Annotated in this window: 18 protein-coding genes and 1 pseudogene; 13 read left to right on the forward strand and 6 right to left on the reverse strand. The window is 59.8% G+C overall.

Annotation, left to right across the window (positions count from 1 at the left end):
* The first annotated feature begins 133 nt into the window (after window positions 1-133).
* A complete protein-coding gene (gene uppS / locus HALKA_RS0109675; RefSeq protein ID WP_018257794.1) occupies window positions 134-1,048 on the forward strand; it encodes a polyprenyl diphosphate synthase in 915 nt (304 codons plus the stop codon).
* 444 nt (window positions 1,049-1,492) lie between these two features.
* Here uppS and HALKA_RS0109680 read toward each other — a convergent pair whose 3' ends face one another.
* Together HALKA_RS0109680 and HALKA_RS0109685 are read right to left on the reverse strand one after the other, a co-directional pair.
* Complete coding sequence (locus HALKA_RS0109680) at window positions 1,493-2,662, reverse strand: ISH3 family transposase (protein ID WP_018257795.1); 1,170 nt, start codon at window positions 2,660-2,662, stop codon at window positions 1,493-1,495.
* 464 nt (window positions 2,663-3,126) lie between these two features.
* Window positions 3,127-3,735, reverse strand: a complete 609-nt coding sequence (locus tag HALKA_RS0109685; RefSeq protein ID WP_018257796.1) for an undecaprenyl diphosphate synthase family protein — start codon at window positions 3,733-3,735, stop codon at window positions 3,127-3,129.
* Window positions 3,736-3,872: 137 nt separating this feature from the next.
* On the opposite strand from HALKA_RS0109685, the gene HALKA_RS0109690 reads away from it, so the two are divergent.
* Together HALKA_RS0109690 and HALKA_RS0109695 are read left to right on the forward strand one after the other, a co-directional pair.
* Window positions 3,873-5,219 (forward strand): DUF92 domain-containing protein, encoded by a 1,347-nt coding sequence (locus tag HALKA_RS0109690; RefSeq protein ID WP_018257797.1) that lies wholly within the window; start codon window positions 3,873-3,875, stop codon window positions 5,217-5,219.
* The gene (locus HALKA_RS0109695; RefSeq protein WP_018257798.1) at window positions 5,216-5,626 is read left to right on the forward strand and encodes a GNAT family N-acetyltransferase; all 411 of its coding nucleotides are present in this window, start codon (window positions 5,216-5,218) and stop codon (window positions 5,624-5,626) included. Before HALKA_RS0109690 ends, HALKA_RS0109695 begins: the two co-directional genes overlap by 4 nt.
* Here the strand turns inward: HALKA_RS0109695 and dnaG are convergent, their stop codons facing one another.
* The gene (gene dnaG, locus HALKA_RS0109700; RefSeq protein ID WP_018257799.1) at window positions 5,627-6,985 is read right to left on the reverse strand and encodes a DNA primase DnaG; all 1,359 of its coding nucleotides are present in this window, start codon (window positions 6,983-6,985) and stop codon (window positions 5,627-5,629) included.
* Between the two features lie 113 nt (window positions 6,986-7,098).
* The gene (locus tag HALKA_RS0109705; RefSeq protein WP_018257800.1) at window positions 7,099-7,836 is read right to left on the reverse strand and encodes a sugar phosphate isomerase/epimerase family protein; all 738 of its coding nucleotides are present in this window, start codon (window positions 7,834-7,836) and stop codon (window positions 7,099-7,101) included.
* Between the two features lie 173 nt (window positions 7,837-8,009).
* Between HALKA_RS0109705 and HALKA_RS0109710 the strand changes: the two genes are divergently transcribed.
* From HALKA_RS0109710 to HALKA_RS0109725, 4 genes are all read left to right on the forward strand, one after another.
* Window positions 8,010-8,282 (forward strand): DUF3311 domain-containing protein, encoded by a 273-nt coding sequence (locus HALKA_RS0109710; RefSeq protein WP_394324984.1) that lies wholly within the window; start codon window positions 8,010-8,012, stop codon window positions 8,280-8,282.
* Entirely contained in the window at window positions 8,275-9,849 is a 1,575-nt protein-coding gene (locus tag HALKA_RS0109715; RefSeq protein ID WP_018257802.1) for a sodium:solute symporter family protein, read from the forward strand. The genes HALKA_RS0109710 and HALKA_RS0109715 overlap by 8 nt, the downstream gene beginning before the upstream one ends.
* Before the next feature lie 63 nt (window positions 9,850-9,912).
* Window positions 9,913-10,293 (forward strand): YgaP family membrane protein, encoded by a 381-nt coding sequence (locus HALKA_RS0109720; RefSeq protein WP_018257803.1) that lies wholly within the window; start codon window positions 9,913-9,915, stop codon window positions 10,291-10,293.
* A 120-nt stretch (window positions 10,294-10,413) separates the two neighbouring features.
* The gene (locus tag HALKA_RS0109725) at window positions 10,414-10,983 is read left to right on the forward strand and encodes a type IV pilin domain-containing protein (RefSeq protein WP_018257804.1); all 570 of its coding nucleotides are present in this window, start codon (window positions 10,414-10,416) and stop codon (window positions 10,981-10,983) included.
* Window positions 10,984-11,101: 118 nt separating this feature from the next.
* Here HALKA_RS0109725 and HALKA_RS22125 read toward each other — a convergent pair whose 3' ends face one another.
* Window positions 11,102-11,224 carry a hypothetical protein gene (locus HALKA_RS22125; protein WP_018257805.1) on the reverse strand — a complete coding sequence of 41 codons (123 nt, stop codon included), beginning with the start codon at window positions 11,222-11,224 and terminating at the stop codon, window positions 11,102-11,104.
* A 322-nt stretch (window positions 11,225-11,546) separates the two neighbouring features.
* Between HALKA_RS22125 and HALKA_RS22130 the strand changes: the two genes are divergently transcribed.
* From HALKA_RS22130 to HALKA_RS20405, 6 genes and pseudogenes are all read left to right on the forward strand, one after another.
* Window positions 11,547-11,681 carry a hypothetical protein gene (locus HALKA_RS22130; RefSeq protein WP_018257806.1) on the forward strand — a complete coding sequence of 45 codons (135 nt, stop codon included), beginning with the start codon at window positions 11,547-11,549 and terminating at the stop codon, window positions 11,679-11,681.
* A 73-nt stretch (window positions 11,682-11,754) separates the two neighbouring features.
* A pseudogene (locus HALKA_RS19475) lies at window positions 11,755-12,638 on the forward strand (IS1595 family transposase).
* Window positions 12,639-12,823: 185 nt separating this feature from the next.
* Window positions 12,824-15,031, forward strand: a complete 2,208-nt coding sequence (locus HALKA_RS20400; protein ID WP_080505818.1) for an N-6 DNA methylase — start codon at window positions 12,824-12,826, stop codon at window positions 15,029-15,031.
* A 41-nt stretch (window positions 15,032-15,072) separates the two neighbouring features.
* Window positions 15,073-16,299, forward strand: coding sequence for an IS701 family transposase (locus tag HALKA_RS0109755; RefSeq protein ID WP_026190256.1), 1,227 nt, complete (start codon window positions 15,073-15,075; stop codon window positions 16,297-16,299).
* A 47-nt stretch (window positions 16,300-16,346) separates the two neighbouring features.
* A complete protein-coding gene (locus HALKA_RS20965; protein ID WP_155119393.1) occupies window positions 16,347-16,661 on the forward strand; it encodes a restriction endonuclease subunit S domain-containing protein in 315 nt (104 codons plus the stop codon).
* A gap of 11 nt (window positions 16,662-16,672) precedes the next feature.
* The gene (locus tag HALKA_RS20405) at window positions 16,673-17,215 is read left to right on the forward strand and encodes a TATA-box-binding protein (RefSeq protein WP_080505819.1); all 543 of its coding nucleotides are present in this window, start codon (window positions 16,673-16,675) and stop codon (window positions 17,213-17,215) included.
* Between the two features lie 766 nt (window positions 17,216-17,981).
* On the opposite strand, the gene HALKA_RS21930 is transcribed toward HALKA_RS20405, so the two are convergent.
* Entirely contained in the window at window positions 17,982-18,509 is a 528-nt protein-coding gene (locus tag HALKA_RS21930) for an SWIM zinc finger family protein (protein ID WP_245545380.1), read from the reverse strand.
* Window positions 18,510-18,647 lie beyond the last annotated feature (138 nt).

Consider the following 18,647-nt stretch of genomic DNA (forward strand, 5'->3'; position numbering starts at 1 on the left):
CCGGTAATTGTGACCTTTCGAGTCCGATATAATCTCGGTAAGCCGGACACTCGGACCGAAGATCGATCTTACCGGTGTCTGAGAGGGGACCGGAACACAAAACTCATATTGAACCCTTTTGTTCGATGAAACGATGCTACGGCGGGCACGAGCACTCGCGCAGTCGGCCTACGAGCGACTCCTGGAACGCGAACTCTCCGATGCACCCAGTCACGTCGCCGTCATTCAGGACGGTAATCGCCGCTACGCCCGCGAACAGGGCGCAGACAAGACCGAGGGGCACCGCGAGGGCGCAAAGACCACCGAGGCGTTGCTACGCTGGTGCGAGGATCTGGCCGTCGAGGAAGTGACGCTCTACGCTTTCTCGACGGAGAACTTCGACCGCCCGCCCGAGGAACGCGAACACATCTTCGATCTCGTCGAACGGAAGCTCCGAAAGTTCGCCGACGCCGACCGCGTCCACGACAACGAGGTGCGTATCCGTGCCATCGGCGAGACGGAGATGCTCCCCGATCGGGTACGAGACGCCATCGACTACGCCGAGGACCGGACCGCGGCCTACGACAAGCTATACCTGAACGTCGCCCTGGCCTACGGTGGCCGCGCGGAACTGCTCGGCGCGACTCGGGACATCGCCCGGGCGGTCGACGACGGCGAACTCGATCCCGAGTCGGTCGACGCCGACACCATCGAGGGGCGACTCTACGAGGGTCCGACCCGCGACGTCGACCTGATCGTCCGGACCGGCGGCGACGAGCGGACCTCGAATTTCCTCCCCTGGCACGCCAAGGGCAACGAGGCTGCGGTCTACTTCTGTGCCCCCTACTGGCCCGAATTCCGGAAGATCGACTTCCTGCGGGCGATCCGGACCTACGAACACCGCGCCGAGTCCTGGCGTCGCACGCGCGCTCGCCGCGCGCTGACGCTCGTCCGAGCTCTCGGCCCCGAGGCGTCACAGGCCCGGCGGATCCTCGGTCGCTTCCGCGACGCGCTGACGCGCCAGGAACGGGAGGCCGTCGAAGACGATGTCGACGTGGTCGCGGACTGAGTACCCACCGTTTTCCGCTTCGGGTGCGCCTCCGGCGCACCATCTGTTCACGGGCCGTAGGCCCGTTCACATGATATGCGGGACCTTCGCGCACTACTCGCGCAAAAACGTCCTCAGAGATCGAAGATCTCTGATGGGCACCCAAGAGCAAGCTCTTGCGAACGTGGGCGAAAAAAGCCGAGCGCTTCGCGCTCAGTGAATCGCGTGAACTACCGGGTTCTTCGAACCACTCGTTCGCGCGAATGCTCCTGCAAACATGGTCAGTACCTCGCAAAGCGTCTTCTGCTAACTGCTTCTGACGAGTGAGTTCACTCCAAAACGGCAGCTGGACTTGGAGTTGACGCGTATTCTTGCCCAACGATACCCCGAAGCTGTCGGAGTCGGCGGCCGACAGCCGCCGACACGACAGCGTTGCCACTGCTTGAAGACCCATCCTAGCCGTGATTATCGCTCGAACCGGTCATCAGGAGGACGGTTCGCTGGAATCGACCGCCGAACTGAAAGAGCGTTCCATGCTGCGCGTGTGACCATACGGATGAATTCCTCGAAGGGCCACCACCAGAGGCGACGCCCGCCTTGGCGGGGCGTCGCCACGTATTTCCAGTGGAGATACCGCCAGACGTTCTGTACAAGCAGACTGATCACCACGAACAGCAACCGCCGAGTCTGATCGGTCACTGTCGTGGAAATCAGCGATGACTCTGACAGCCGGTAGGTCGCCTCAATACCGAACCGCTTGCCGTAGTGGCGGCGAGCCTGTCGCGGCGTGTCGATGAACGGCGCGTCGACGGCGTAGCCGTGACGCGCCACACCTTCCTCATCGTGGCGGCCCATTTGGTACGTACAGTCGATCATAACCGGGAATTCGACGGTCCACTTGTGACCGTCGAATTCCGTCGTGAGATCGTGTTCAATCTCACGACTCCACCCCTCGGATAGCTCCTGCTGAATATCGTTGCCCCATGCGACGACTGGCACGACGTACGCAAGGTTGTGCGCCTTCATCAGTGTGAGACACTTACCATCATAGAATTCGCTGTCGACGTACAGCGCTTTGACCTCGAAATCGAGGCTATCGACGAGACCAAGAAATTCTGCGAGGACGCTGCTGGCGGTGTCGCCGTCGGTCAGACGGCGCACCGCCAGCGTGTAGCGCTTGTTACGAACGCGGGCGTACAGTGTTGCGTAGGCGTGAAACGCGGTGGTTCCATCTTTCGCTTCGTTGTAGTAGAGACCGTCTGTCTTATCTCTGTCACCGTAGTAGGGCCGCAGGTGGAGATCAACGACGATCTCCACCTGCTCTGGAAGCACATCGAGCGTATGTTGCCTAAGAAGCGTGTTTCCGACGGTTTTGACTGTATCAAGATCGAGCTTCGTTCGAAGATGACGTAGAATGTTCGTGCTGGATGAGTTATCTTCACTCCGATCACAGAGTGTGGAGATCGAGGTCCCGTCGGCGGTTGCGCCGACGAGGACCTCGTAGATGTCCTCGGGGTTGATATCAGCGTTCTCTCCAAGACTCACACCAAATGCACCGGTGAGTGCGTTGACGAGAAAGTTAAGAAGCTGGTCCTCGTGGATTTCACCGTCTGCTTGCTGCTGTTGTTTGGTCACACTTCAGCAAGCAGGCCTCTCAACTAACAGGCTTTGCGAGGTACTGATGGTCGATAGAGGGGAACTACGTATCGCAGAGAGACCTTGTTACTCGGATTCTGTCACCGATGAGCTTCCCGTTTCATCCATTCGTAGTTTCTTACCTGCTTGGTACAATTCGTAGGAGAATAATCCCATCCCAAGTATGCTAATGGGCGGTATCAGAAGTATTATGCCCAGAATCTGTTTCCACCGAGGCATGTACTCTAACCGGGCCTCGACTTCCTCTATGAGGTTTCTTTGGCTCACACTGATACGTTATACCTACCAGAACAAATGCATACCGACGACCAGTTCGCACACTGACTGAACGGGTGGTTCAACCTTCTCTGATCGGAACAAACGCTCGTGTAGATCAGTCTCTGGCCGGGTCTGGGCGGCCAAAATCCCGCGAGACTCACTCCGTTCGTCTGCCAACACTCGGACTACCGCCCGAATCGGCGCTGTCGGTCCTGGTAGTCCCTGAGCGCGCGCAGGTAGTCACGCTCGCCGAAGTTCTGCCAGTTCACGTCCGTGAAGTACAGCTCGGAGTAGACGGACTGCCAGATCATGAAATCCGAGAGTCGTTCGGCACCGGTCTTGACCACCAGGTCCGGCGCGGTCGGGAAGACCAGTTGCTCCTCGACGACGCTTTCGTCGATCTCGTCGGGGGCGAGGTCGCCGTCGGCGACCGACTGAGCGATCGATCGGACGGCGATGGCGAACTCGTGTTTGCCGCCCAGCCCGATCGAGACGCCGATCGGGGCGTCTGCCGGATCGTCGTCGTCGGGTCCTCGAACGGCGACCTCGCGAGGGGCGCGCAGGGTCCGCAGCTCCGACTCGATCGTCGGGACAACCCCCTCGTCGAGGACGCTGACGTAGACGACGATCCGGTCGGCTCCGAACCGCACGGCCAGGTCGAAGAACCGCTCCAGAGTCTCGTAGGCACTGTCGACGAGCAGATCGCGCTCCGTGATGACGAGAGCGACTGTCTCGGGGAGCGCCGCGTCGCTCAACTGGAGGCGGACAGCGAGATACCGGTCGTAGATGGCCACGCTGGGCCGTAGCGCGTCGGCCGGCGTAATTCTTCGGATCGGCGAGATCCACGTAGCGGGTCGCCCGTCGACCGCTCTCCGACGGCCGGTCGCCGAGTTCGGAAAGGGTAAGTGCCTCTCTACGGTACCAGCGTGACGTGACATCTGCTGTCCGGCGGGCCGTCGGGTTCGCGCTGGTCGGGGCCGTGGCGCTCCTCGTGCCGCTCGTCGACGGCGTCGAGCCGCCGTGGCTGGCGACGGCGCTCGCGATCGCTCCGTTCGTGGGGATCGCGGCGCTCGCACTGACCGTCGTCGAGGACGGTCCGTTGTTCGAGCTGTTCGCCAGGCCGGGCGACCGCGAGGACCAGACCCTGTACGGGCTCGCTGGCTTCGCCCTCTCGATCGCCGGGCTCTCGCTGCTGGCCCTCCAGTTCGGGCTCCCGATGTGGGTGTTCGTCGCCAGCGTGTTCGTGCTGGCCGGCGGGAATCTCGGCACGCGGCTGGTCGAGCGCGTGACCGCCGACGCGGTAGCCGCGACTGCCGGGTTCGTGACGGCGGGGTTCCTGGCGGCGACCGCCGGGAGCGGCGTCTCGGCGATGCTGGCCGGCCGACCGCTGACGAGTCAGTTCCTCGCGCTGCTTGCGTTCTACGCGATCAGCGGCGCGCTGCTGGCGGCGCTGCTGCGTGCGGTCCTGTTCGAGCGTGACGACCCGCTAGTGTTGTTCTCGATCGGGCTGTTGCTGTGGCTGTTCTCCGATCTCCCCTTGCACGACGTGACGACGGGGCGTATCGCCCTCGCGCTGGGCGTGACGGTCGTCCTCGGCTACGTCTCCTACGCGCTCGATACGGCGTCGCTGCCGGGGATGCTCACCGGCGTCTTCCTCGGTCTCCTGACGATCGTTCTCGGTGACTTCCGGTGGTTCGCCATGCTCATCACCTTCTTCGGTCTCGGTGGTCTGGCGACGAAGTTCCGCTACGACGAGAAACTCGATCGCGGCATCGCCGAAGAAAACGAGGGGGCTCGGGGCAGCGGCAACGTCCTCGCCAACTCCATCGTCGCGCTCGTGGCCGTCCTCGCCGCGGCGGCGAGCCCGAGCCACACCGGCATCGATCCGATGTTGCTGCTGTACGCCTTCGCGGGCGCGGTCGCCGCCGCGATGAGCGACACCTTCTCCAGCGAGTTCGGCGGCCTCTACGACAATCCGCGGCTGATCACGACGCTCCGGCGCGTCGAACCCGGCACGGACGGCGGCGTGACCTGGCAGGGTGCCGTCGCCGGGCTGGTCGGCTCGGGCATCGTCGCCGGCATCGCTGGCGGGCTGTTCGCGGACATCGGAGCCGTCGGCGCGCTCGTGATCCTCGGTGCCGGCTTCTTCGGCATGCTGGTCGACAGCTTCCTCGGGGCGACGGTCGAGGGCGAGACGGTCGGCAACCAGAGCGTGAACCTGCTGGCCACGCTGGCGGCGGCGGTGGCCGGCGGACTCGCCTTCCAGTTCGTGCTATGATCCGCGAGGGCCAGCCCGGCGACTGGCCCCAGCTGCGACGCATTCAGGCCGCGACGCTGTCGGACCCGTGGCCGGAGCTACTGGAGCTGGCGCTCGGCAAGCCGTCGCTGGTCCTGATCCTGACCGTCGACGAACCCATCGGCTACGCGCTCGCCGTCCCCGACGACGAGGTCGCCTACGTCGCGGAGTTGGCGATCGCGCCCGACAGACAGGGCGAGGGCAACGGAAGCCGCCTGATGCGGGCACTGCTGGACCGACTGGCCGAGCACGGAATCGACACGGTACGGCTCACCGCGCGGGCCGACGCCGGGCGCGTCCACGCGTTCTACCGCGGGTTCGGATTCACCGTCGTCGAGGAGATACCGGACCACTACGACGACGCCGACGGTCTGGTGTTCGAGCGGTAACTACAGGTCTTCGATCGTCCGCACGCGGACCGCCGTCGGCTGTTTGACGAACTCGCCGGTCTGTCGGGCGACGATCTCGTCGACGCCCCGCTGGGCAGCCACGTCGAGGAGTCGCTGGGAGAGCGTGTCGTCGAGGACGACCGCCGCCGGGACCGGATCGGCCGCCTCGACGAGCGCGAACGCCTCGCTCGCGGGACCGTCACGGAGAACGCTCGCCTCGTCGTCGAGCAGCCGGACGGTCCCGGTGCCCTCGGCGACGACCGCCTGTGCGTGTGCCGCCACCGTCGACGGCGACGCGTCGTCGCTGGCGTCCTGGCCGCCGTCGTCGGGCTCGCCGGGCGACCGCTCGACGGCGTCTGGCGACGCTTGGCCGCCGGCGCTCTCGCTGTCGACCTCGGGGGTCACTGGGTCGACTGTCTCGGACGGAGCCGCCGCGTCGGCGGTCCCGACCTCGGCGTCGATGTCTCGGCCGCCGGAGGTGACCGCACGTGGCTCGTCGAGCTCGTCGGGTTCGTCCTCGGACGCGTCCGGCGTCGCCGCGACCGGGGCCGGACTACCTTCGTCGACGGCCTCGTAGGGGACCTTGTCCCGGAGCGCCGCGAGAATCTGTGAGCGCGAGAGGTCCTCGACGCACGTGCCGGCCGGCGCGAAGGCGACGTGATCGACCGCACCGACCTGTGCCAGCTCTTTCAGGATCAACTCGCCGCCGCGGTCGCCGTCGAGGAACGCGGTGACGGTCCGCTCGCGGCTCAGGTCGGCGATCGCCTCGGGCACGTCCGTCCCCTCGACGGCGACAGCGTTTTTGATCCCGAACTGGAGCAACTGGAGCACGTCGGCCCGCCCCTCGACGACGATGACGGCGTCGCTCTCGGCGACGCGCGGGCCGGCGGGCAGTCCCTCGTACTCGGTGATATCCGCGACGCGGAGGCGCTGGCGGACCTCTTCGACGATGTCGTGGGAGGTGATCGCCTCGGCCTCGAAGTCCGCCAGCAGCTCCGTGGCTCGTTCGACGACCTCGCGGCGCTTCGCATGTCGGACGTCTTCGAGGTCGGTGACGGTGACGGTCGCACGGCACGGTCCGACCCGCTCGATCGTCTCCAGCGACGCCGCGAGGATCGCCGTCTCGACGCGGTCGAGTCCGCTCGCGATCGTGATCTCGCCGAAGGACTGTCCCCCCTCGGAGGTCACTTCGACGTCGACGCGCCCGACTTTCGACCCCTCCTGTAGCTCCCGGAGGTCGAGCTCGTCGCCGAGCAGCCCTTCGGTCTGTCCGAAGACTGCGCCGACGACGTCGTTGCGCTCGACGACGCCGTTCGCGGTAAAGTCTGCGTGGATGAGATATTTCGTAGAGTCCTGCATTCCTGGATTCCAGTTGCCGGGGAATCGACCCCGTATTCGTGTCGAAAAGACGTTCGATTGGCCGCCTCAAATAGCTGCCGACCGGTCCCCGTCGGGCTGTGGGTCGGACTCGTCTACCGGACTGCACCGGAGAGCACGTCCGCGCCGTTTTCCAGCGCCGTCACGGGGTCGTCGGGTTCGTCGTTCTCGAAGACGGCCCACTCGGCGTCGATCTCCCGGGCGGCCGTCGCGACGGCGTCGACGTCGAGGTCGCCCTCGCCCAGCGGGGGGGCGTCCTCGCTGTCGAGGCGAACGTCTTTGAAGTGGACCAGCGAGATGCGGTCGGCGTACTCGTGGAGGAGAGCGACGGGATCTGCGCCCCCGTACAGCGCCCAACCGGCGTCGACCTCGAACATGAGGTCGTCGCTGGACCGTTCGACGAGCAGATCGAAGGCCACGCCCTCGTCGGTCTCGGCGAACTCCTGGTCGTGGTTGTGGTAATGCAACTGTAGCCCGCGGTCCGCGACCGCCCTGGCCAGCTCCGAGAGTCGTTCGGCCGTCGCCTCGACGGCCGCGACCGTCTCGAAGTGTTCCGGATCGAGCCACGGGACGACGATGTCCTCGTAGCCCAGCGCCTCCGCGGTCTCGATCACGTCGTCGAGGTCCGCTTCGAGGGCCTCGATCCCGACGTGTGCGGCGGCGGCAGTGAGACCGGCGTCTTCGAGGGCCCCTCGGATCTCTGCGGTGGACGCTTCGTCGACGCGATAGGCGAACTCGACGCCGTCGAACCCGGCGTCACCGACGCGGGCGAGCACGTCGAGAATCGATCCGTCGATCTCGCGGAGCGTGTACAGCTGGATTGCGGTCTGCATGCGTCGGCGTTGCGGACGTGCCCTCAAATAGCTACGGCCGCGTTTCGACCGAACTCGCCCGTCCCGACCACCGACCGTCGCCGGCCGCTCCCGACGCCCCCGCGACGGCAGATTGAACAGAATATCTCTTCAACTTCCCGAATCGAATAGCCGTTACCTCTATGTTGGTCCAGTTGCAAGCCAGCACAACGATGTGGGACGGCTCGAACTGGGCACGCAGTCGCTTCGAGGCGCTCGGGTGGGCACTCGCCGCGCTCGCAGTGGCGGCACTGGCGGTCCCGTGGTTCCTCTGGCGAGACAGCACTGTCGCCGCCGGGCTGCCGCTGTGGGTGTGGTGGCACGTCGGCTGGATGGGGCTGGCGTCGGTCGCCTTCTACGCGTTCACCCGCTACGGCTGGGGCGTCGGCGTCGAGACCGAGACGCCGGAGGTGAGTCGCGATGGCTGACACGACGATCCAGCTAGGCATCGTCGGCGGCTACATGGTACTGGCGGCGGCCATCGGCGTCGTCGCCTACCGCCTGACCGACCGCACGGCGGAAGACTACTACCTCGCCAGCCGGACCTTCGGCACGGTCGTCCTCCTCTTTACGACGTTCGCGACGCTGCTGTCGGCCTTTACCTTCTTCGGCGGCCCGAACCTCACCTTCGCGCAGGGACCCGAGTGGCTGCTGGTGATGGGGCTGATGGACGGGATCATCTTCGCCGTCCTCTGGTACGTGCTGGGGTACAAGCAGTGGCTCGTCGGCCAGCGCCACGGCTACGTCACGCTCGGGGAGATGCTGGGCGATCGCTTCGGCTCGCGTCTCCTCCGCGGGCTCGTGGCGGCGATCAGTCTCTTCTGGCTCTTCCCCTACGTGATGCTCCAGCAGAAGGGTGCCGGACAGGCGATCGTCGGACTGACCGACGGCGCGGTCCCGTTCTGGGTCGGTGCCGGCGGCATCACGCTCTTTATGATCGTCTACGTCGCCGTCTCGGGGATGCGCGGGGTCGCCTGGACGGACACGCTCCAGGGCATCGTCATGCTGGGCCTCATCTGGGTGGCCGTCGCCTGGATCCTCTCGGCTGTCGGCGGCCCGGCGGCGGCGACGGACCGACTGGCCGAGACCAACCCCGAGTTCCTCGCGCTCGGCGGCGGGCTGTACTCACCGGAGTACGTCCTCTCGACGGCGATCTCCATCGCCTTCGGCGTGACGATGTTCCCCCAGATCAACCAGCGCTTCTTCGTCGCTCGCTCCCAGAAAGTGCTCAAGCGGACGCTGGCGCTGTGGCCCGTACTGGTGGTCCTACTGTTCGTCCCCGCGTTCATGCTGGGCGCGTGGGCCGCCGGCCTGGGCGTCACCGTTCCGGAGAACGGCAACGTGATTCCCGCGGTGCTCAACGAGTACACCGCCGGGTGGTTCACGGCAGCCGTCGTCGCCGCGGCGCTGGCCGCCATGATGTCCTCCAGCGACTCGATGCTACTCTCGGGCGCGTCGTATCTCACCCGCGACCTCTACCGACCGGTGACCGACCTCGCCGAGGAGGAGCCGACGCTGCCGGACCGCGCGTCGCTGGTGAACCGCGTCCGCCGATCCCTGCTCGCGGCCGCCGTCTCCGTCGGTTGCGCGCTTCACTCCGACCGCGACCGGGAGGCGCTGCTCGCACGCGCGGGGGTCGTCGTCTTCGCGACGGTCTCGTTCGTCGCCAGCCTCTACGCGCCGGGAACGCTCGTCCAGATCGGCGACACCGCGTTCGGCGGCTTCGCCCAGCTGGCCCTGCCCGTCATCGTCGCGCTGTACTGGCCCCGGACGACCCGCTGGGGAATGTACGCCGGCATCGGGGGCTCGCAGCTGTTCTACCTCGCCAGCGTCTTCCTCCCGTTCGTGCCCGGCAGCTACCTCGGGGGCTGGTCGGCCAGCGTCGTCGGGATGGTGCTGGGACTGGGCCTGACCGTCGGCGTCTCGCTCGTGACGAGCGCGTCCCCCGGCGAGGACGCCGGCCTGTACAGCGTCTCGGGTGTCGACGGCGACTGATACTGCCGGTCGTCCGAGACCCATAGGTGAAGATACAAGAGCGTCGAACCCAACTATTCGAGTATGGATTCAACGGACAACGTTGGCGGCCGTGATCGGATCGCACGCGCGCTACTGGCGGTCGTGCTGAGTGTCGCAGCGCTTCGCTCGCTCCGGAACGGCAAGCGACTGCGCGGTCTGCTCGCCGGGATCGGCGCACTTGCCTTCGGCTTCAACGCCACGACGAAGTACTGCGGGCTCAACGACGCGCTCGGCGTCGACACGACCGGCGACGAGGTCACCGTCGACATCGACGAACTGCGAGGCGAGGACACGGAGACCGTCGTCGAGGACGCGTCCGACGACGGCGGACTCACCTGTGCCGACTGCGGCGAGCCGATCGTCCCCGGCGAGCGTCGCGGCCCCGACGAGAGCGGCGAGATCGTCCACGATCGTTGTCACTGACACTGTCGCGGACGCCTCACCGACGGACAGCCAACGAAGTACAGTCGTTCTGTTACTTCGTGCTCACGACCGATAACTGGAGACGGAATTTTTTGTGTTAGCTTTGCTGAATTGCCGAACATGATGTCGTCTCGATCCGGTCGCGCCGTTTCCCCGGTGGTAGCGAACGTCCTGCTGGTCGCAGTCGTCGTTATCCTGGCCGCGACCGTCTCGGTGTTCGCGCTCGGGTTCGCCGAGGAGGCGACCAAGCCGGGACCCGTCGTCGGCCAGTCCAGTGGCACGCTCGAAGCGAACACTGTGGGTGACGGCAACGGCATCGTCCGCCTCACCCACGTCGCAGGCGACCGGATCCCGGTCCCCGAGATGGAGGTCGTCGTCGACGCGACCGACGCCTGTGGCAAGAAGGGGCGGCTCGTGAATCTCCCCGTCGACCGGTACGGCGGCAAGGCGATCGGTCCCGCCAACATCGAGGGCGACGACATCTTCGACGAGCGGTCGTACAACAGCGACGGCACGCCCGACGAGAACGCGATCCACGGATCGGAGTACACGGCCAGCGATCAGATCGCGTTCCGCATTCCCGATGCGGACTGTACGATCGAGAAAGCCGAGGAGATCACCGTCCGCGTCGTTCACACGCCGACGGAGTCGGTTCCGATCACGAAGACGTTGACCGCGACGAGCCAGTGACGCTTTGCACCCCGGCGGTCGGTGCCGCACTCTTTCTCATACGGTTTATTGTAGTTGCTTACCGGTGATCGTCGCCACGGAGTAGACGATCACCGGCAAATGGCTACAATAATCCGTATCAGTCACGACGGCGGAGCGTCATCTCGACGGGACCGTCTGGACGAAGCGTGATCGAGGGAGCAAACGAGAGGTCGTCGTGTAGCTCGACGATCAGCCGGTGGCGCTCGACGATTCGGAGCAACTCTGCCAGCTCCGCACTCGGCCGGGAGTGAACGAAGACGTACAGATCGTCCCGTGGTCGACGTCGAGGCCCGGAACCAGCGCGTCTTCGCGCTCAGAGGAGGGCGACCCCGGAAACGTGAGTGTCAGATACCGCACACTCTTACTCGCGGCGGCCCGCAAACGACAGTGTCGACCGCCCCGACACACGCGAGAAGCTACTCTTTTGACCTCGACACGAGTAGCGGTGGACATGCAGACCCACATCGTCCCGGTCGGGTTCGACTACGACCGGCTGATCGCACCGCTCGCGCCCTCTATCGCGCTTTCAGGAATTCACACCCATGCCCGAAACCACGCTCGAACCCATCGCTCCGGACGAGGCAGTTCGCCTCTACCTGCGTGACCGTCAGAACGAGTTAGCCGACGCGACCATCGACTCTTACAGGTACAAACTCGAAACGCTCTTGCGTAGGTGATTGTTGATACTGCTGAGCGGTAGCTGTGGAGTCGAAGAGGACAAGGGCACCGCGTCAGCGGTGCCCGACACGAATGATTCCGCTAGATGTGTTTGGGTTGGAATCGGTCGCAGCGGACCTGCTGGAACAGGTTCGCTGGCGTGACGGTGTTACCTGTCCTCGCTGCCGTTCTGACCGGACGGTCAGAAACGGCAGCTACAGAGAGTTTCAGCGGTATCTCTGTAAGAATTGCGACCGCACGTTCAACGACAAGACGGGCACAATCTTCGCTCATTCGAAGATTGCGCTCTGTCGGTGGCTGTTCTCGATTTACGCGTTTCTCCGGTTTAATACGAGTCTCCGCCAATTACAGTGCGAAATCGAGGTAACACACAAGACGATGCACCGGCGTATCGAGCGCTTCGCCAGAGCGCTCGATGCGCCTTCCCTCGATCTCGTCGGACCGGTCGAAATCGACGAAGTTTACGTCAACGCGGGGAAGAAAGGCCGCAAGCGCGACCAGGAGTCGCGCTCGCGTGGCCTGTCCACACGCGGGCGAGGTTCGTACGATGGCGACAAGCCACCCGTGTTCATAATCGCTGATCGCGGGACCGGACAGCGGTACGTGATTCCAGCGAAAGCCGCCGACGAATCGACGATTCGACTCCTGCTTGCTGACCGCAAAGAGGAGTCGATCACAGTCTATACCGACGGCTTTCGAGCGTACGAACCGCTCGAAGCGGACGACGCATTCGACCGCGAATACGTCGTCCACGCCGACGGTGAATATGCCGATGAGGAAGTTCACGTCAACACCTGCGAGAGCCACGCGTCGCTGACGCGACGGTGGCTCTCGCCCCATCGAGGCGTCTCGAAAGACAAGTTGACGCAGTATCTCAGACGTTTCAATTACGTCGAGAACTGTTTCGGAAACCCGGTCGAAACGCTCTCAAACACGCTGTTCGAGCGACACTGTGAAATCAACAATGTGCTACGCATGAGCGAAAAAATTAAGATGGTTCTGAAGACTGCTAACGAGGACTTCCAAATCCAACTCTCGACCGATAGAGCCGCTTCCTATAGTGCTGACCGTCTTCACGTTTTCAACTTGCTAAAGCGAAGATGACCTACGTTTAAGTAGTATTCGTGATTCCTTTCTACCTATGGACGATGTGCCCGTCGATCGGTCTTTGATGGCTGGTTTTGAACCAGAATATGATGACAACGACAATATCATTGATTTTGCCACCGGAGACACACAAAAAGATCCAGGGCCGGAAGAACCGGCCCGTCAATGGTACGAACACGTCTTAGTAAAAGAATACGGCTATGATAAAGACCAAATTGATATTGAAATACCCATCACGATGGGGTCATCTACGAAATATGCAGATATTGGTGTATATGAGTCTTCCCGGCAGTTAGATCTGAAAATCCTGGTTGAAGCAAAGAAACCAGATCGAACCGATGGGGTCGATCAGCTTGAAAGCTATATGGAAGCTTCAGGTGTTTCACTAGGTGTTTGGACCAACGGGGCTGGGATTCAACACACGTACCGGCCAGAAGCCCGTGAATTTGAATCGATTTCCGACATACCGAAAGCGGGTGAAACACTAGAATCGATGGATTCCCGGGTGCTGAAGAAGGATCTTAGCCCGGCAACGGACTTAGTTTCAATTTTTGAACAGGCAGAAGATGAAATATTGGCACATCAAGGCGGTATTGATGTGTTTGATGAATTATTCAAGCTTATATTGACTAAAATATATGACGAAGTTGAAAATCTTCATTCTGAGGATTCTGTTGCTGAATTTCGAGCAGGACCAATGGAGGAGCCAGATCAAGTTGCTGGTCGGATTAAACAGCAATTTGAGGGTTCCAACGACGAGGGGATCATCGGTGTGAAGCGGAAGTATGATGACATTTTTCAAGAAGATGAAAAAATACAGCTATCCGACGAGAATATTGCACGAACAGCTGGGCTTCTACAGAATATCGAATTTATGGAAACAGATATGGATGTTCTTGGTACTGGTTTTGAGGCCCTTGTTCCGGACCAGATGAAAGAAGACAAAGGACAGTATTTCACACCGCGACAGGTTGTGCGGATGACAACAAATCTTGTTGATCCACAACGTTATGAAAGCGTTCTTGATCCTGCATGTGGTTCTGGTGGTTTCCTAATCTATACTATGAGGAAACTTCGGGATGAACTGATTGAAAAACGCGGTGAAGATGATCTGGAAGAAGTCATGGAATTGGTAAGGGACTATGCGTCAAATCGTGCTTTCGGGTTAGATTACGATCAGCGTCTTGTGAGGGTCGCTAAGGCATATATGGTAATCTGGGGCGATGGCCGATCAAATATAAGACAAGTTCAAGATAGTCTTCGATACTTTGATTGGCCCGGTGAGATTTCAGCCCTTATACCTGAAAACGAATTTGATGTAATTCTAACTAACCCACCGTTTGCGGGGGATTTTGATGTCCAAAATACGCGGAAATATTACGATCTTAGCATAAGAAACGGTACACAGTTAGATTCCCAAGAAAAAGACATATTATTTACAGAACGTTGTATCAAGCATCTTGAACCAGGCGGGCGAATGGGTATTGTCCTTCCAAAAGGTGACTTGGATGAAAAAGGGAAGTCATACTTTAGAGATTATATAAAAAATAATACTAATATTAAGGCAATTGTCGGGCTACACAAAAACACGTTCCTACCGTATACGGGAGACAAGACCTGCGTCTTAGTTCTTGAAAAGAAAGATAGCGAGAATAGTGAGGACGATAAGTCGGACGAAGACGAAGAAGTATTCATGGCCGTATCGGAAAAGCCGGGTAAGAATGACGAAGGAGAACCAATTTACAAACGAAATGAAGACGGAGAGGTTTTGTTAGACGACAATGGAAAGGCGATCTTAGATACTGATTTAGATCAGATCGCCGAAGAGTACCATTCTCACGATGAACCCGATATCGGATATTACGTCCCATATTCAGAACTTGAAGATCGACTTAGCCCAGAATACTACCATCCGAAATACGAGGAGATTGATGATCAATTAGAAGAAGTAGATCTAGTTGCCACCATTGATGAGCTTCTTGACCCCGATGAAAAGTATGCCTTGATCAACGGTAAGGACATTTCATCGTTAAGTAACACAGGGAAGCGAGAATATGTTGAGGATGGGACCCCGTACCTTCGAGCCGGCGATGTAGGACGAAATGAGATTGATCTTGATGACTGCAACAGTGTGTCTTATACTTCAGACGATCTAAAAGAATATAGGCGGCTTGAGAAGGGCGATATATTGGTATCCAGAAAAGGAACAACCGGGCGGGTATCTGTAGTAACTCAGCTTTGAACGTTGAAGTTGGAGCGTGACATAGGCGGTAGCGAAGACGGATGATGCCGATTACGGACTTCTTGTCGTGTATGCGTGTGTTCGACGAGTTCGAGTCGCTCTCACCGGCGCAACGCTATCACGCCAAAACCTACGCCACAGGTCTTGTTGCGGCCAGCAACAAGACCGTGGCAGGTATCGCACGCGAAGTCCTTCCAGCTGGAGACAAACGCGCTCTCAACAAGTTCCTCACCGAGTACGACTGGGACGAACAGCAATTCAACCACGAACGCCTCGAAGAACTCCAAAAACACGGTGAAACGCGCTGGTCGAAGGATGGCTACATCATCCTCGACGACACGATCACCGAGAAAGCCGGGGACGACGTCCCCGGCGTCGGTCGCTTCTACGATCACGCCCAAGGCGACACTGTCTGGGGCCAAGACCTCATCTACGCCTTCTACGCTGACGACAAAACCGCCTATCCGCTCATTTTCCGCCTCTACGAAAAACAGGATGGAAACGGCCAAGACCACGACACTAAGTACGACCTCGCCCGCGATATCGTCACAGAACTCGAAGACGAGGTAGGTGTCCCGGCGGACACCTACCTCTTCGACTCGTGGTTCGCCCACGACTCCGGCCTTCCTGAACTCATCGAATCATACGACAAGGACTGGATTGGCCCGCTCCGGAGCAATCGACAGGTGACCTACGGCGGAGAAGTGATCCGCGTCGATGCGCTGGAAGAGCGCATCGACACGGTTGAGCGTAACGTTGAGGACGAAATCTACCACATCTGGACGAAGAAGCTTCCCGTCTCCCAGTTGGGAGACGTGAAGCTGGTCCTCGCTGAGAAAGAAACCGACAAAGAAGACGAAGAGAACCCGGTCAAGTACCTCGCTACGAACAAGATCGACGCACCGACCGAGCACATTATTCGCTCCTACGGGATGCGGTGGCGCATCGAGACGTTCTTCGAGGACTCGAAGCAGGATCTCGGCTTGGGAGACTGCGAGATGCAGACCGACGAAGGTGCCAGTCGGCACTGGCACCTTCTGATGGCTGCCTACAGTCTCGTTCGTCTTGATCCCGAATCGAGCGCCTTGGGGACGGTTCGCTCGAAAGCGTCATCGCTTCGAGCGAACCTTGAGCACTCCCTGAAAGAAGCCGTTTACAACCTCCTCTCGTGGGTTCGAGACAACAATGATCGTGGCGTCGATGACCTCATGGAGGAGATCGATCACCTCTTCGTTCACTCAACAGCCGACGCTAACGTTCAAAGCTGAGTGTAGTAACAGACAGAGAAAAGCATTCGATAATTTCATCTGAAGTGATGAAACTTTCACTTCGAAACGCGGTCATGGGTCCTGAAGGAGAAATGAGGGATATTGACCCATTCTACGTTTCTGCCTATCTGAATAGTCGATTTGGGAAAATGCAGATAGAACGCCATTTGACTGGAAGTGTTTCATTAGGGATTAATCAAACTGATCTAAAGGCTGTGAAGATTCCCCTACCTGAAAAAGAGGTACAAGAAAAAGTAGCAAACAAATACAAGGAAGTAAGAGAACTACGGTCGAAGATCGAGAATTTGGACGAAGAAGCGCTTGAACTAGCTGATATGGTGGGTAAAAATGGCGATCTGTAGTATATGGTCAGATGGTTGAAATCGTTAATGTGGTAGGATCAGGTGCAATTGGAGAAGAAGTCAACTTAGAAGCATTAGCGTGCGATGTGGAAAAATCGATAGTGCGATATGACCCCGATAAATATCCTGGCTTGTATCTACGGTTTGATGAAGGCGGCCCCCTGACCACGTTATACAGGACTGGAAAGTACATTATTACCGGTGCTTCGTCAGTAGATAATCTTGAAGAAAGACGGGAAACCTTCTTGAACTTCTTGGATGACTTGGGGATAGTGGATTTGCCTATTGATGATGGTTTTTCTGTTCAAAACGTCGTTGCTGTTGGTCAGATTGGTCAAAAAACGAATTTGAACGCCTTAGCTATTGAATTAGGATTAGAGAATACAGAGTATGAACCCGAACAATTCCCAGGGCTGGTATATCGGTCGGATACCAGTAACGTCGTTTGCCTGCTTTTTTCTAGCGGTAAAGTAGTTATAACTGGTTCTAAGAGTATTAAACAGTCTAATGAGGGTTTTCAGGCGTTAGAAAATAAAATTTCAGACCTTATCTGAACATTCGATGGGTGCATACATCGGGTGGGGAATTGGCGGCGGAATATGTTTTTAACAGAAAAACCATACATAGGGTGGTCGGCGAAGAAGCGGCGGGCAAGTTGGGCGTCGGCCCCGGCTAAGTCGGTGTCCCGACCGAAGACCGTGCGAACGATATACGGAAGATTCGCACCTTCGGGCGTTCCGGCAACTAATCTTCCAACTCGGAAACGTCTTCAGCGCGTATCTCACTCGCTATCCACGGCATGAACTCTTGAGCCTCGTGTTCCCAATACTCGCGTACCTCTTGGGATTCGAGCGAAGCAAACTCAGGCATACCAGAAACTACCGAGCCAACTGTCAAAAGTATGCCTGCTACGCCTATGGCCTACTTCGGTCAACGGTCTTGACTCCGGCGAGCCGGTGATTCCAGTACACCGCTTCCACGACTACCTCGTCCGCGCCGTCCGTGCCGTTGCTGATAGCCCTATCACCACACTCGTCACACCACACGCGCCTGACTACCCACCCATCGGCGTCGTAGTGAGTCGCATACGCTCGCACGAGGTCGCCTGTCTTCACGCGCTTATTACAGCGGCCACAGAAGTTACCGGTCTGTACCCCGTTGAGAGCCGCCGCCGGAGAAGGTCGGGTCATTGCCCCACCTCAAGCGACGAGTACACGACGTTACACTCGCCACAGGCATACCCTCGCTGACCGGTCACTGTATCGAGTAGCGCCCCGTAGTCGAGTTCCGCGCCGCAACCGGGACACGTCGGGGTGTCCGTCATTCCCCATCACCCGGAAGGTCGCGCCGACCAGCCCGATAGCAGTTGAAACAGGGCATACTGTGGTCGTCGCACCAGCACCCGTCTTCGTCGCGGTCGTCGGCACCGAACTCTTCGAGGGTCACAGTTCCCCCGTCGGCGCGGACGGGCTGTTCCCTGCTGGCCGCTTCGAGGACGGGTTCTCGAATCGCCACAGCGACCATGTGTTTGCACGCGCCGGTCTGGTATTCCCATGCTGGACGGGTGCAATCGCTCGGAATGCCGCCTTCGACGTGGACGGTGTAGGTGTGTTCGTCGGCGTCTTCGTGCGACCCATTCGTTACCTCTACGTCGCCGTCTCCGAGAAGCCGGAAACTGAAGGCTTCCCATTGCGCTTGTTTCTCTACCTGTTCGTCGGACTCAAGTACCTCTAAGACTGATTTTGACATGGCGTTCTGACACCTCAGAAGGCCACCGCTCGCCTGTTCCAGCAGGCGGGCTGTTTTCCGAGAGTCAAGCCCTGAGAAGCGGTCGCCCTGCGCTTGCACTCACGATGTACTCACGCTGCTCTCTCAGGTTGGTGGCAACAACCGTCCGTCGTATAGTCCGAAAACTGGACGCTAAACGCTCAATACTACAGAATCCATCCCCAAACAGGGGTAGAGTAAAAGGGCCACAGCCCCTAC

Origin of the sequence: Halomicrobium katesii DSM 19301 (genome assembly GCF_000379085.1) — an archaeon.
Lineage (GTDB): Archaea > Halobacteriota > Halobacteria > Halobacteriales > Haloarculaceae > Halomicrobium > Halomicrobium katesii.